Raw genomic sequence first — 13,941 nt, 5'->3', positions numbered from 1 at the left:
CGCGTTTCGACTATGCTGCCAGGGCTCCGCGAGCAGGCTTCGAGCGCTTCCTCCCCGAAGCCTGGCGGACGAGCGTCGAATCAAGGCGGTGAGGACATCGCTTCCCCCCGGGCCGGCTCCGCTTGCGCCCATGCCAGCGCCGTGCGCACCGCGCGCCGCCACCCGGCCACCAGCCCTCCGCGCTGCGCCGCATCCATCGCCGGCTCGAACCGGCGCGCTGGCCGCGACAGGCCGCTCAGCGCCTCAAGCGACTGCCACACACCGACGCCCAGGCCCGCCAGATAGGCTGCGCCGAGCGATGTCGCCTCAAGTGTTGCCGCACGTTGTACGGGCACATCCGTGATATCGGCTTGGAATTGCAGCAGGAAGTCGTTTGCCGCCGCCCCGCCGTCCGCGCGTAGCTCGGCGAGGCGCATCTCCGGGGCGGCAGTCATGGCTTCGACGAGGTCACGCACCTCGTAAGCTATCGCCTCCAGCGCGGCGCGGGCGATGTGCGCGCGCGAGGTACCTCGCGTGAGGCCCACTATGGTGCCGCGCGCCGCCGGCTCCCAATAGGGCGCGCCCAGGCCGACGAACGCCGGGACGATATACGTACCGGCCGTGTCGGGAACCGAACGAGCCAGCGCATCGCTCTCCGCCGCGTCGGAGATGATGCCCATCTCGTCGCGCAGCCACTGGAGCAGCGCCCCCGCGATGAACACGCTGCCTTCGTAGGCATAGGTCGGCTGGTCGCGCACGAGCCACGCAATCGTGGTCAGGATCCCGGGCACACCGGGTGGCCGCGACTGGCCGGCGTTCAAGAGCAGGAAGCAGCCCGTACCATAGGTGTTCTTGGCCAGTCCACGACTGAAGCACCCCTGGCCGAACAGCGCCGCCTGCTGGTCGCCCGCGATACCGGCGATGGGAATGCCGGCCGGCAGCACATCCGTGTCTGCCGTCTCGGCAATGACGCCGCTCGACGCGACGACCTGGGGCAATATCTCGTGCGGCACGCCGAACGTCGCGAGAAGTTGATCGTCCCACTCAGCCTTGCCGATGTCGAGGAGCATCGTGCGCGAGGCATTGCTCGCGTCGGTCACGTGTGCCGATCCGCCGGAGAGCTTCCAGATCAGCCACGAGTCAACCGTGCCCGCGCGGATCTCTCCGCGTGCAGATCGAGCCCGCAGTTCCGGGTGCGCCTCCAGCGCCCACTGGATTTTCGTGGCGCTGAAGTATGGGTCGAGAACGAGGCCGGTCTTCTCTGCGATGCGCGGCTCATGGCCTTCGGCCCGAAGACGCCGGCAGATATCCGTCGTGCGGCGGCACTGCCACACGATGGCGGGAAGGACCGGGCGACCGGTTGCGCGCTCCCAAAGGACGACTGTCTCGCGCTGGTTTGTGATTCCAACGCCGGCGAGGTCGGGGCCTTTCGCGCGGGCGCCGTCGAGCGCGCTCTGCACCGGGGCCGCGACGGAATCCCATATCGCCTCCGCGTCTTGCTCGACCCAGCCTGGGCGAGGATAGCTCAGCACCACGGGCGCGTAACCGGTGCCGCGCACCGCGCCGTCATCGCCCACGACGACGGCGGTCGTCCCTGTGGTGCCCTGGTCAATGGCGAGGATTAGGCCCATACGCAATGCCGCGTCAGGGGCGTCAAAACGTCCTCATCAGTACCCGACGGCGCAGCCGTCCTTGCGCGCCTCGGTGGCGCCGTGCAATACGCCCGTCTCGGGATCAACCAGTATCCCCTGATAGCCCCCGTAGCCGCCCGCTTTGACACTGACGTTGTGCCCCTTTTCCTTCAGCGCCTCGCACACCGCGGCCGGCACTCCGGATTCGACGGTGACCTGGCCACCCGTGGTCATGTCGCCTCCGGTGGGCTGTGCCGAACCCGAATGGCGAAAGCGCGCGGCGTCGCCCGCCTCCTGTACGTTCATGCCGTGGTCTATGAGGTTGCACAAGACCTGCATGTGCCCCTGCGGCTGCATATCGCCGCCCATGACGCCGAAGGAGAAGAACGGTTTGCCGTCCTTGGTCACGAAGGCGGGGATGATGGTGTGGAACGGCCGCTTATGCGGCTGCACGAAATTCGGGTGCTCGGGATCCATGGAGAAGGACATGCCGCGATTCTGGAGCGCGAAGCCCATGTTGTCCGGCACCTCCGCCGAGCCCCAGCCCCAGAAGATGCTCTGGATCAGGGACACGCAGTTGCGATCCTTGTCCACCACCGTCAGGTACACGGTGTCCCCCGAAGCCACGACATACGGGTCCCCCGGCGGCACGACGAGCGCGGCGCGATTCGGATCAATGCGCGCTCTTTGCCGCTCGCCATATTCCTTGCCGACGAGCTGGGCGATCGGGACCTCCGCCATCTCGGGATCGGCGTAGTATCGCGCCCGGTCCGCAAACGCCAGTTTCTTCGCCTCGATGAGCAAGTGCAGGTACTCCGCGGAGTTGTGCCCCAGAGACGCGACGTCAAAGCCCTCGAGGATATTGAGCATTTCCAGCACCGCAATCCCCTGGCCGTTTGGCGGGATCTCCCAGACGGTGTACCCGCGATACGTCGTGCTTGCCGGGTCAACCCACGTCGAGGCGTGATCCTCGAAATCGCGCATGGTGAAGAGCCCGCCCATCTTCTCGGAGTATGCGACGATGCGCCGCGCGATCTCGCCGCGATAGAACGCGTCGCGGCCGCCGTCGGCGAGCAACCGATAGGTCGCGGCAAGCGCCGGATTGCTGAACACCTCCCCCATTCGCGGCGCATGTCCGTCCACCAGATATGTCGCAGCCATGCTCGCCCGCTCGCGGATCATCGCCTCGTCCTCCACCCAGTCGCCGGAGATGATCTCGCTGACGGGGAATCCTGCCTCGGCGTAACGGATCGCCGGCGCGAGTAGCTCGCCCAGGCTCTTCGTGCCGAAGCGTCTAAGCAGTTGATCCCACCCGTCCACGCATCCGGGCACCGACCAGCCGAGCGCCCCATGCGCGGGGATGGCATCCAGGCCGCGCTCCTTGAGCACATCGGCGTTCATCGCGTAGGGCGACCGACCAGAGGCATTCAGCCCGTAGAGCTTCTGTGTCTTTGCGTCCCAAATGATTGCGAACAGATCGCCGCCGATGCCGCAGTTGGATGGCTCCACGACGCCCAGCGTCGCGTCAACGGCGACGGCGGCATCAATTGCGTTGCCACCGGCCTTCAGGATGTCCAGCCCGACCTGTGCCGCCAATGGCTGGCTTGTGGCGACAATGCCGTTGAGCGCCACCACCGGCGACCGGCTGCCGTGCACGCTGCCTGCCGGCCGGTCATAGCCGTACCCTTGCGTCGTCATCACGCTTCCTCCGATCGCGACTGCACAGATCATTGCGGCGGTTCTCATCGCTTGGAACATCGCTCCCACCTCCCCGCGCCCCCCGACAGCTATTTTCACGCCGTGGCCGGCATTCCCTTGCGCTTCCTGCGCGGAGTTGACCGGAAGCACCGGGCATTCCGAGAGGGACAGGGCGCGCGGTCGCCGAATCAAGGGCCCTTCAGTGAAAGGAGCAGCGTGAGGCTTATGATTCGATGTTGTCGCATGCCGTATGTGTTTGGGACTATGCTCTTGCTCGCGGCGGCCGCGCACCACGCCGGCTGCGCCTGGGACACGCCGTCGTGGTCGCCGGACGGCAGTCGCATCGCGTTCGCCACGAGCCGCAGCGCCGAGGTTGAGGAACTCGATGGGACGCTCGGTCAGTTGCGATACATCTACGATGATGCCGTTTACGTGGCGCGGTTGGGCGAAGAGGAAAGCGAGCCGGTGCGCGTGGCGGACGGCCGAGCGCCATTGTGGTCGCCGAACGGAGAGGTCATTGCCTTCCTCCGCAGCTCGGAGCAGGATGGACAACAGGGGAAAGAGCTGTGGCTCGCCGATGCCCGGGGGAACGGCGATGTCCGACGAGTGGAGTTTGAGTCTGACGTCGCCTGGTTGTCCAGCTGGTCGCCCGACGGCTCGCGCATCCTCGCCGCCATGTCAGGGGATGTGACCTTCCCCGGCGTGGCAGGCACGTACCAGGGCTATCGCGCGTCGGTCGTGGCTGTGGGGAATGCATCCGTGAGCCCGATTGGTCTCGGAGTGCTCTCATTCCAAGGGGGCGCATGGAGTCCGGACGGCAAGCAGCTTGCCCTCGCCGGCTGGCAGAAGGACGAGCAGTCGCGCGAAGTGCACGCTCTGGTCGTGGTTCCTGTTGCTGGCGGCGAGGCCAAGACCATAATGCGCGACGTCGAGGACGATGCCAAGTACTCATTGCTCATGGCGCCCGCCTGGGATTCCACAGGCCGCTGGATCGCGGTCCTGGAAATGCAGCGCGCTGTACGCGAAGTGCCTGGGCACTCGCGGCCCGTGGACGCGGCGGTCGGGTTGAACGTGATCCTCGTGAGCCCGGACGGTGCAGTTCGTAAGACCGTCCACCATATGCCGCTCGAATTCGCCAAGGCGTTCGAATACACTGCCCCGGCGTTCTCGCCCGACGGCAAGCGGCTCGCTTACATGATGAACGGTCATTTCTACGCCGCGGATGTCGAGGCAGCGATTGCGGAGGGGACTGCGCCTCAGGAAGTGCCGCTGTACGGCAAGCTCCCGGAGGGTCGGATTCTGGGCATGCCGGCGTGGTACCCGACCGGCAGCGCGATCGCGATCACCGTGCTCACGCCTCGGGCGTGGGAGACCTGGGCGTTCCAGCCTGACAGCGGCGATGCCCGGCGCGTCGCGCGCGTCCCGCGGCCGGAGTGACACGTCAGCCACCGAGTCATTTCGATGTCACGGTGTCGGCGCCGCGTTCCTAACAGGGCTCACGATATGAGCTCCAGCGGTTCGGAAACGGTCTCGCCGTAGACTTCGTCGAGCCGCGCCGCCAAGGGCAAGGAGAGTCCGAGCGCAACAAGGGCCGCGGGAAACGCATTCCCCGCGATCGCGGCCAAGTCACTCAGCGCCTGCCGCGGCCAAAGACGGAACTCGGCCAGGCCAGAGCCTCCGACATTGCCGCCATTCCGACACATTCATGTCAGGATGGCGGAGGGGGAGGGATTCGAACCCCCGGACCGATTGCTCGGTCAGCGGTTTTCAAGACCGCCTCCTTCAACCACTCGGACACCCCTCCGGACGGGATGGCGGATCAGAGAAGCCAATTGATAGAGGACGGAAGAGACGGAATGCGGCGCGGTCCTCCCCCATTTAGTTCGCCTCAACACAGATGTCTTCGGCGTGGGCGATCCAGAACCTGCCCCAGCATCCCGGTGCGGCGACACATCGCCAGCCTGGACCCCAGACCTGAGCGGGCTCAGAACCGGCGCAGGCCGAGGATCACCTTGCCGATGACGGCGACGCGGTCGGGTTCGACGAAAAGCGGCTCCATCGTCGAGTTGGAGGGCTGCAGGCGGATGCGTCCATTTTCCCGATAGAACCGCTTGACGGTCGCCTCGTCGTCGAGCAGAGCAACCACGACATCGCCGTTGTCCGCCGATGACTGCTTCTCCACGACCGCCAGGTCGCCGTCGAATAGCCCGTCCTCCTTCATGCTGTCGCCTTTGACGCGAAGCATGAACGTATCCTGCCCGCTGACCAGGTCAGCCGGGAAGGCATAGACCTCCTCGATATTCTCCTCCGCGAGGATGGGCCGGCCGGCTGCCACCTGGCCCACGAGCGGGACGTTGACGCTGGGTCGCCGGAGCATCGTAGGATCCGGGCTGCGGATGATCTCGGCGGATCGCGCCTTGGTGCGGTTGCGGCGGATGTAGCCTTTCCGCTCCAGGGCGTCCAGGTGCCGCTGGACGGTGCAGCTCGAGCTGAGGCCGACGCGTTGGCCCAGCTCGCGTACCGTCGGCGGGGCCCCGGTTTCCTGGTATATCTCGTGGATCGCGCGCAGTATGCCTTTCTGGCGTTCTGTCAGCTTCTCCATCGCTCCCTCCTCTGCTGTGGCCGCAAACGGCCACAGAAACCTCCAGCGAGAGGCCAGCCGCATCCGAGTCGCCGTGCATTATACCACAAACAGATGATTCCGCAAACCCCTGTTTCGCTTGGCTCGGACACGGGGCTCGTGCGGTGAGGCATGCGGGGGCGACATGCTGCGGGTGTGACTACTGCGTCGGCGCGTTGGGCCGTCCGGCATGGCGCAAGACGACCGCTGCCGGGATGGGTGCCTTGGAGACCGAAAAGAGGGCGGCGCCCGGTGCGCGGGCCGGGCGCCGCAGTGGAGGGTGCTGACACCGAGCGGTGCGTCACTCCGCTCGGCTTTGGGGAGCTAACTCAGTGCTGCGATTCGTGCGAGTGGCCTACAGTGATGTCCAGAGGAGGCCCTCCAGTATCTTGTCCACCGCCAACGTTACCGCACTGGATACGCCGAGTCAATCCAGGATGTGTGCGCTGCAGTTCACACTGTGTCGTGGATTGCACAAACTGCGGCATAAATGGGATACGTACGACCTGTCCCAGCGCGCGCGGGGCGGATCACGCATCGGAAACCACTCGCAGCGGCAGCGGCTCGGACAGATTGCTCGTGGGGGTTCAGGCGCTCGGCGACGGGCCCTGCGGCATTCGCGGATGGTCTTCCTTGGCGGAGAGGGTGGGATTCGAACCCACGATCCCGGGGTTAGCGGGATACTCGATTTCGAGTCGAGCGCCTTCGTCCACTCGGCCACCTCTCCTGTGAAGCTGTGAGGGGCACGCGAGACTCCCGTGGGATGAGGTCGTTGAGCACGATTTCCCGGTTCGGGGTATCGCTAGCACCACCAGGACCCTGTCAATCAGTATATCCGGGCACACGTGATGCTGTCAACGCGGCGACCTGCCCGCGGGGCGCTGCTCTCGGCATGTTGACGAAATCAAAGTCGGGCAGGCGGCAGGGCATCGCATGGAAACGGCGAAGCTTCACCAATCCTCGATTGGCATCGCAGGTGCGCGCCCACGAGGCGGCCGAACCGACACCCGCGACGGTGCGTGGCGTTTTCTGGGGGTTCGTGTCCCCGCGGACCGCGTTTCGTGTCCACCCCCAATCCAGGCTATCCGAATCCGACAAGGAGGCGGCGATGCTCGGCATGATAGGTGTGCTAGCGGCTCTGGCGATTCTCATCTACCTTGCTCTACGCGGCGTGAGCATTCTCATCATCTCCGTGGCGTGTGCGGCCGTGGTAGCGCTGGCCAACGGCCTGTCGCTTGACGACGCGCTCATGGGTTCGTACGCGCAGGGCCTGGCCGGCTTCGTGCAAGCGTTCTTCCTGCTGTTCCTGTTTGGAGCGATCTTCGGTAAGATCATGGGCGACAGCGGCGCGGCGACGTCAGTGGCGTACGTGCTGTCGCGCAAGCTCGGGGCAGGCAACGCGCTCCTTATCAGCGTTCTCGCGTGCGCCATCCTGAGCTACGGTGGGGTGAACGTCTTCATCCTCGTGTTCACGGTGTATCCGCTCGGGCTGGCATTGATCAAGCACGCGAACCTTCCCAAGCGTCTGCTCGCGGGGGCCTTCGCCTTGGGCGCGGGTACGTTTACCATGACGGCTCTGCCGGGAACTCCCGCGATCCAGAACATCATCCCATCGCAAGCCCTCGGAACCCCCGCTACCGCTGCTCCCGCAGTCGGCATTGTGGCGGCAATCGTCATGTTCTTTCTGGGATACTCGTACCTCAGGTGGCAAGGGCGCAAGGCCGCGCGGACGGGGGACGGCTTCGTTCCGGGACCGGCTGACGAGGTCGCCAGCCTCGACCTGGATCCGCGGGACATGCCGCATTGGCTCGTGTCACTCGTGCCGCTCGCGGTGGTTGTCGGCATTATCGTGACCGCCTCGCTGCTGCCCCTCAAGCCGCCGCTGGCATGGGTGAACGTCGGCCTTGCGGCGGGTTGCGTCGTCGGGGTAGTGGTATTCTGGCGCCGCCTCAAAGCGCCCAACGCGACGCTCGCCCAGGGGGCGGCGAATTCCGCCGTGCCGCTCATCAATACCAGCGCGGTGATCGGGTTCGGAGCGGTAGTCGCCGCAGTGCCTGCGTTCACTATGTTCGGCGATTTCGTGATGGGGGTTAAGCTTCCTCCGCTCGTTTCCGCCGCGTTCTCGGTCAACGTCATCGCAGGGCTCGTCGGCTCGGCTTCAGGGGGCCTGCGGATCTTCATGGAGACGCTCGGACCGGATTACGTACGGCTCGGAGTCGATCCGGCACTGCTCCATCGAATCTCATCCATCGCCTCGGGCGGCCTCGACTCGCTGCCACACTCCGGCGCCGTCATCACGACGCTCGCCGTCATGGGCATGACACACCGGGATGCGTACAAGGAGATCTTCGTGGTGACGGTGCTGGTGCCGCTCGCCGCGCTGGGGGTCGCGCTTCTGGTCGCCCTCGCTCTGTAGGAGGGCGAGCCGTGGAGCGTGCGGGTCAGGGCTGGACGGGTTCGCCAGCTAGACGCTCAGCCTCCGCGACGAGCGTGGCCACGGCCTGATCCGGATCAAGACGGCCGACGACTTCACCGCGGCTGAACAGCACGGCCCCGCGGGAATCCGCGGCAATCCCCACATCGGCATCGCGCGCTTCGCCGGGGCCATTGACGGCGCATCCCATGACCGCCACGCGCAGCTCTCGGGCTTCTCGGCGCAGACGGTCGTCCAGGGAGCGCAGACTCCGCTCCACTTCATGCGCGGCCGCCTGTACATCCATGCCACAGCGCGAGCATGTCGGACAGCTCACAATCGTCACGCCGCCCGGCCGCAGCGCCAGCACGCGCAGAATCTCGCGGCCGACTCGGACCTCCTCCAACGGAGGCGCCGACAGTGAAACGCGAATCGTGTCCCCGATTCCCTCAGCGAGCAGCGCGCCAATGCCCACCGCCGAGCGCACCGTGCCTGCCGGGGGCGGCCCCGCTTCGGTGACGCCGAGGTGGAGCGGGTAATCTGTTTCCCGCGCTGCCAGACGGTAGGCCCCGATGGCAGTCGGCACGTCGAACGCTTTCAGCGAGAGGACAATGTGGCCGAAGCCCAGATCCTCGAGGATGCGTACGTGCTGCATCGCGGCTTCGAACAGCGCCTGCGCAGCTCCCTGTGGTTCGTGGAGCGCGTTCCGGTGCTTGGCGCGCACGTCAGGCGGCAGCGAGCCGAGATTGGCGCCGACGCGGATCGGGACGCGCCGCTCGTGCGCGACCCGAACGACGGCGCGGACCTGCTCCGGCTTGCGGATATTGCCGGGGTTCAGCCGCAGCTTGTCCACTCCGCTTTCGAGGGCGATGAGCGCCAGGCGGTGGTCGAAGTGGATGTCGGCGATGAGCGGGACTTGCGTCCCGTGCCTGATGCGTGCGAAGGCGCGCGCGGCTTCCTCGTCCGGTATGGCTACGCGCACGAGGTCGCAGCCCGCCTGCTCCAGTTCGCGGATCTGCGCCAGCGTCGCTTCGACGTCGCGGGTGTCGGTCTTCGTCATGGACTGGAGCGACACGGGGGCGCCGCCGCCCATAGGAACGCTGCCCACCTCTACCCGGCGCGCCGAACGCATTGCCGTCACCCGAACCGCTTCTCGATGAGGACGATGACGTCTTTGAAGGTCACCAAGGCCAGAAAGAGCAGGAGCAGCGCGAAGCCGACGAAATGCACGATCGCTTCCTTGCGCTTGTCAATAGGCCGCCGCCGAACGCCACCGATGAGGATGAAGACGATCCTGGCACCGTCGAGCGCGGGTATCGGCAGCAGGTTGATGACTCCAATGTTGACGCTGATGAGCGCTGACCACAGCAGAAACGGCCCCCACCCCACCGCGAGCGCGTCCGCCATGATGTCGGCGATGCGCACGGGCCCTCCGACAGCCGCCGGGAGTTTGCCGATAATCATCCACGCGAGAGCCATGACCATCGTCTTCGTGGTGAAATACACCTCGGTGAAGCCGTCGGCGACCGATTCGATGAAGCCTTTCGGCTCCGTGATCGGCACGAAGACGACGCCAATCAGTCCGACCGTGCGGGTCACGATGCGGGTCTTGCCGTTGGGCAGCTCTTCGAGGCCCTCTTCCTCCTCGGGACGCGGTACGATGCGGTATGCGAGGTACGTGTCGCCGCGCTGCGTGACGAGCCTGATGGGCATGTCGGGGCGCTCGCTGATGACCTCGCGCAGATCATCGAGCTTCATCTTCTTCGGCGGCGTCGCAACCGGCATGACCTCCGGCATCTTCTCGACAAGGGCGACCGGCTCGGCGTGAATCAGCACGTCGCGGGGCTGAAGCCCAATGGCGGCCGCTGGGGTGCCAGGCATGACGCGGCGGATCTCGGTCGTATGCCCGACGACCGTACCGAAGACGACTCCCATGACCCAGAACAGGATAATGGCGAGGACGAAATTCATGCCCGATCCGGAGGCGATAACCGCCAGCCGCGAGAACACGGGCTTCTTGTCGAACCCGTCGGGGACATCCTCCTCGGGTTCCATGCCCGCGATGCGGACGTAGCCGCCGACGGGAATGGGCCGCAAGGAGTACTGTGTCCCGCGCCACTTGAATGAAAGCAGGACCGGCCGCCCCCAGCCGAGAGCGAACTCGTACACCGGGATGCGGGCGAGCTTCGCCGCGACGAAGTGCCCGAACTCGTGAAACACGATGATAAGGGCAAAGAGAGCGACGGTGAGTACGATCGACATAGGACCGGAAAACATCATGTGTTCGTCTCGCCCCCAGGGGTCACATGGAGGCACGCAAAATCAGTGCGCCCCTGGCCTGGATGACTCATCACACGCTGCCGGGCGACGCAGTCCGGCGCCGCGCACAGCGCACCCCACCCCGGGGGGTCACACATATGACTATACCATTAACCGGCGCCTTTGTGTGCCCGAGCACGTCATTTGGGCGCACGCGCCACTCGCATGGTCAGCGGCTCGCCAACTCGTCGCGAATGGCCTGGGCCAGCTTCCGCGCCTCACTGTCGGCTGCGACGACCTGTTGCAGGACATCAGCCGGCCCGGGCGCATGGCGATCAAGGACCCGTTCGATCAACCGTGCGATGTCGAGGTAGCCGATCCTCCCCGCGAGGAACGCTTCGACCGCTACCTCGTCGGCGGCGTTCATGGCAGCAGGGGCCGTGCCGCCGCGTCGCGCGGCCTCATAGGCGAGCCGCAGGCACGGATAGCGTTCCATGTCCACTCGGCCGAAAGTCAGGCCGTCGAGTTCGGCGATCTCCAACGCGCCCCACCGTGCGGGAACGCGCTCCGGGTAGCCGAGCGCGTACTGAATCGGCAGGCGCATATCGGGCCGGCTGAGTTGGGCGAGAGTGTCGCCGTCCGCGAACTCGACGAGCGAGTGGATGATGCTCTGGTGATGCAGCACGACCTCGATGCGCTCCACCGCGACCTCGAACAGCCAATGGGCCTCAATGACCTCAAGCCCCTTGTTCATCAGGGTCGCGGAATCCACCGTCACTTTAGGACCCATCTGCCACGTCGGGTGGGCCAGGGCTTGCCCGGGCGTCACGGCCTCGAGTTCCTGCAGCGACAGGTCGCGGAGCGCGCCGCCGGAGGCAGTGAGAAAGAGCCGCCTGATGTCTTCGCGACGGTGGCCCAGCAGGCACTGAAAGAGCGCGCTGTGCTCGCTGTCAACCGGGATGATCTCGGCGCCGGAGCGCCGCACCTGTGACATGACGATGCTGCCGGCGGCGACGAGGGGTTCCTTATTGGCGAGGGCGAGACGTTTCCCCGCGTCAATCGCCGCCAGCACCGGGCCGAGGCCGGCGATGCCCGAAACGGCGCCGACGACCACAGCGGCATCAGGGAGCGTCGCTACCTCACGCAGGCCCTCTTCGCCTGCCGCAACGCGGACGCCGGTGCCGTGCAGCCGGTCAGCCAGTTCCTCGGCGCGCGACTCGTCAAGCACCGCCGCGAGAGCGGGTTTGAACCGGCGCGCTTGTTCCGCCAGTGCCTCCACATTACGCGCGGCTGCCAGTGCGACGACGCGGAAGCGGTCGGAAGACGCCGCGACGACCTCCAGTGTCTGCCGCCCGATCGAGCCGGTCGAACCAAGAATCGAGATTGCGGTGGCGGTCATTGCCTGGCTTGCATCATCCATATGCGCAACCGGTCCGCTCCTCTGGCTTCTCGTGGCGCGGGGCCGACTGCGCACGGCTGTTCATGAGAGCGGCCGCGCAGCATGCGGCGACTTCGACCTCATCTTGGATAATCGCGGCTACAGTGCTCCACGAAGCGCTGCGAGGACGTAGAAGAACACGGGTGCGGCCCACAGCAGGCTGTCGAACCGGTCGAGGACTCCGCCGTGGCCGGGCACGATGGTGCCGGAATCCTTGACCCCAGCCCACCGCTTGATGGCGGACTCGGCGAGGTCGCCGCCCAGGCCGGCGGCGCCTATCAGCCCGCCCAGGCACACAGCCCGGCCGAGACCGATCGAGAACTGACCGCCGAAAACGCCGGCAGCGGCGGCACCAAGGAAAACGACGGCGCACGCGGCGATGCCGCCGATCGTGCCCGCGATGGTCTTGCCAGGGCTGACCCGCGGCCACAGCTTCGGGCCGTCGAGAAGCTTGCCGGCGGCGAACGCTGCGGTATCGGCGAGCCACACGGCGGCAATGAGCAGGGCGACCGGCCAGACTGCCCACGGCGGCGCGATGGCGTCATCCACGCGACGGAGGAACAACAGATATGACATCAGGCCGCCGACGTACAGCGACCCGAGCGCGATAGCGCAGAAGTCACGCAAGGCTCCGAGGGTCCCGCCTGGCGGTGGTGGTCCTTGTTCCTTTGGGCCCCTGCGATCTTGCTGCGCGGGTTGCTGCCGGGCTGTTTGCTTGGAGCGCGCGGACATGCGGCGGCTGATATCGCTGATGAGGGCGAGGGCGAGCATGAGCACATCGACTACGATGATCAACGTGAGGATGAGCAGCACCGTGTCATTGTAGTCGTAGTGATAGAAGTACAGGAAGAGAGGCGGCAGCGCGCCCATCATCTTGCCCATGTCGTCGGGCGGATGCAGACCGCGATTGCGCAGCATGCGCCGGAACTCATCCGCGCCGAACACAGACACCGCTACGGCGACCGCGAGTAGTGGCAGGCCGAAGGCCCACTCGAAGCCGTCGAGCAACAGAAGGCCATAAAGCAGAGGCAGCCCTATGGCTGCGGTAAGGGCGCGTTGACGGAACATGGATGATTCGATCCAGGCGCACGGACGAGGCGTTGCCTCGCCGCCAGCGGGTGAGATCTGCCCGATATTATACCAGCGCTCGCGGCGGCAGGCAAGAATCGCCGCGTGTCCGAAGCGTTCCGGGCCTGTGAGTTGGGCGGGGTCAGTAGCCAGCACCGCGCGGTCGTTCATCGCGCCGAAAGCGCGTCCCGGTCTGAACGGCTACCTCTCGCCGCTGGCCCTGAGGTACACGTCGAGCGTCTGTGCTGCCGCGTCGCGCCACGAGAACTGGCGAGCGCGCTCGCGCGATTTCGCCGCCAGCTCCTGTCGCTTGCTCTCATCGGTCAGCAATTCGACCAGCGCGCGCGCTTGCGCCTGAACGTCGCGCGGCTCGACGAGCACGCCGGCATCGCCGACTATTTCCGGGAAGCATGATGAAGCCGAGGCAATCACCGGAGTACCGCACGCCATCGCTTCGAGAATCGGCAGCCCGAAGCCCTCGTCCAGCGAGAGGTAAACGAAAGCGCGCGCGTTCGCGTACGCAGCGGGAAGAAGATCGTCCGCAAGGTAGCCGGAGAAGATCACATCCTCGATAATGCCCAACGCCACAGCCTCGCTGCGCAGCGCAGCCACGTAGTCGGGCGCCCCGGCGCCGGCCAGCACGAGCGGCTCCTGGACGCCCTGTGCCCGCGCCCCCGCGTAAGCCTCGAGCAACGAGGCGAGGTTCTTGCGGGGAGCGAGGCTGCCGACGTAGAGCACATAGCTGTCTGGCCAGCCCGGCGGCGGGTCGGTGGGGCCCGGGGCAAGAAAACGTTCGTCCACGCCCTCGCGCGTGACCGTGATGTTCTCCCGGTCG

Annotated in this window: 10 protein-coding genes and 2 tRNA genes; 2 read left to right on the top strand and 10 right to left on the bottom strand. The window is 66.2% G+C overall.

Features of this window, described 5'->3' with window-relative positions; genetic code table 11:
• Positions 1-80: 80 nt before the first annotated feature.
• Both glpK and ggt read right to left on the bottom strand, forming a co-directional pair.
• Positions 81-1,610 carry a glycerol kinase GlpK gene (gene glpK / locus JSV65_13100; protein UCH33498.1) on the bottom strand — a complete coding sequence of 510 codons (1,530 nt, stop codon included), beginning with the start codon at positions 1,608-1,610 and terminating at the stop codon, positions 81-83.
• 36 nt (positions 1,611-1,646) lie between these two features.
• Positions 1,647-3,368, bottom strand: coding sequence for a gamma-glutamyltransferase (gene ggt / locus JSV65_13095; protein UCH33497.1), 1,722 nt, complete (start codon positions 3,366-3,368; stop codon positions 1,647-1,649).
• A 183-nt stretch (positions 3,369-3,551) separates the two neighbouring features.
• On the opposite strand from ggt, the gene JSV65_13090 reads away from it, so the two are divergent.
• Positions 3,552-4,745 (top strand): PD40 domain-containing protein, encoded by a 1,194-nt coding sequence (locus tag JSV65_13090; GenBank protein ID UCH33496.1) that lies wholly within the window; start codon positions 3,552-3,554, stop codon positions 4,743-4,745.
• Positions 4,746-5,022: 277 nt separating this feature from the next.
• Here JSV65_13090 and JSV65_13085 read toward each other — a convergent pair.
• From JSV65_13085 to JSV65_13075, 3 genes are all read right to left on the bottom strand, one after another.
• A tRNA-Ser gene (locus tag JSV65_13085) sits at positions 5,023-5,112 on the bottom strand.
• 180 nt (positions 5,113-5,292) lie between these two features.
• Positions 5,293-5,910 (bottom strand): transcriptional repressor LexA, encoded by a 618-nt coding sequence (gene lexA, locus JSV65_13080; GenBank protein ID UCH33495.1) that lies wholly within the window; start codon positions 5,908-5,910, stop codon positions 5,293-5,295.
• Between the two features lie 652 nt (positions 5,911-6,562).
• A tRNA-Ser gene (locus tag JSV65_13075) sits at positions 6,563-6,655 on the bottom strand.
• A 381-nt stretch (positions 6,656-7,036) separates the two neighbouring features.
• Between JSV65_13075 and JSV65_13070 the strand changes: the two genes are divergently transcribed.
• Positions 7,037-8,344 (top strand): GntP family permease, encoded by a 1,308-nt coding sequence (locus JSV65_13070; protein UCH33494.1) that lies wholly within the window; start codon positions 7,037-7,039, stop codon positions 8,342-8,344.
• A gap of 25 nt (positions 8,345-8,369) precedes the next feature.
• Here the strand turns inward: JSV65_13070 and ispG are convergent, their stop codons facing one another.
• From ispG to JSV65_13045, 5 genes are all read right to left on the bottom strand, one after another.
• Entirely contained in the window at positions 8,370-9,473 is a 1,104-nt protein-coding gene (gene ispG, locus JSV65_13065) for a flavodoxin-dependent (E)-4-hydroxy-3-methylbut-2-enyl-diphosphate synthase (GenBank protein ID UCH33493.1), read from the bottom strand.
• 5 nt (positions 9,474-9,478) lie between these two features.
• Positions 9,479-10,603: a site-2 protease family protein gene (locus JSV65_13060; protein ID UCH33492.1), complete on the bottom strand. Its 1,125-nt coding sequence runs from the start codon at positions 10,601-10,603 to the stop codon at positions 9,479-9,481.
• 226 nt (positions 10,604-10,829) lie between these two features.
• Positions 10,830-11,999 carry a 1-deoxy-D-xylulose-5-phosphate reductoisomerase gene (locus JSV65_13055; protein UCH33491.1) on the bottom strand — a complete coding sequence of 390 codons (1,170 nt, stop codon included), beginning with the start codon at positions 11,997-11,999 and terminating at the stop codon, positions 10,830-10,832.
• Positions 12,000-12,137: 138 nt separating this feature from the next.
• Positions 12,138-13,106, bottom strand: a complete 969-nt coding sequence (locus tag JSV65_13050) for a phosphatidate cytidylyltransferase (GenBank protein ID UCH33490.1) — start codon at positions 13,104-13,106, stop codon at positions 12,138-12,140.
• A 201-nt stretch (positions 13,107-13,307) separates the two neighbouring features.
• Positions 13,308-13,941: glycosyltransferase family 4 protein (locus JSV65_13045; GenBank protein ID UCH33489.1), on the bottom strand; the 634-nt coding region annotated here is incomplete at its 5' end.

This window comes from Armatimonadota bacterium, from assembly GCA_020354555.1.
Taxonomy (GTDB): domain Bacteria; phylum Armatimonadota; class Hebobacteria.
This window is presented reverse-complemented; position numbering and strand designations above follow the sequence as displayed.

What these genes read in the sequence shown, in the direction of transcription:
- glpK (UCH33498.1), bottom strand. Translation starts at nt 1,610, where the DNA reads ATGGGCCTAATCCTCGCCATTGACCAGGGCACCACAGGGACGACCGCC.
- ggt (UCH33497.1), bottom strand. Translation starts at nt 3,368, where the DNA reads ATGTTCCAAGCGATGAGAACCGCCGCAATGATCTGTGCAGTCGCGATC.
- JSV65_13090 (UCH33496.1), top strand. Translation starts at nt 3,552, where the DNA reads ATGCCGTATGTGTTTGGGACTATGCTCTTGCTCGCGGCGGCCGCGCAC.
- lexA (UCH33495.1), bottom strand. Translation starts at nt 5,910, where the DNA reads ATGGAGAAGCTGACAGAACGCCAGAAAGGCATACTGCGCGCGATCCAC.
- JSV65_13070 (UCH33494.1), top strand. Translation starts at nt 7,037, where the DNA reads ATGCTCGGCATGATAGGTGTGCTAGCGGCTCTGGCGATTCTCATCTAC.
- ispG (UCH33493.1), bottom strand. Translation starts at nt 9,473, where the DNA reads ATGCGTTCGGCGCGCCGGGTAGAGGTGGGCAGCGTTCCTATGGGCGGC.
- JSV65_13060 (UCH33492.1), bottom strand. Translation starts at nt 10,603, where the DNA reads ATGTCGATCGTACTCACCGTCGCTCTCTTTGCCCTTATCATCGTGTTT.
- JSV65_13055 (UCH33491.1), bottom strand. Translation starts at nt 11,999, where the DNA reads ATGACCGCCACCGCAATCTCGATTCTTGGTTCGACCGGCTCGATCGGG.
- JSV65_13050 (UCH33490.1), bottom strand. Translation starts at nt 13,106, where the DNA reads ATGTTCCGTCAACGCGCCCTTACCGCAGCCATAGGGCTGCCTCTGCTT.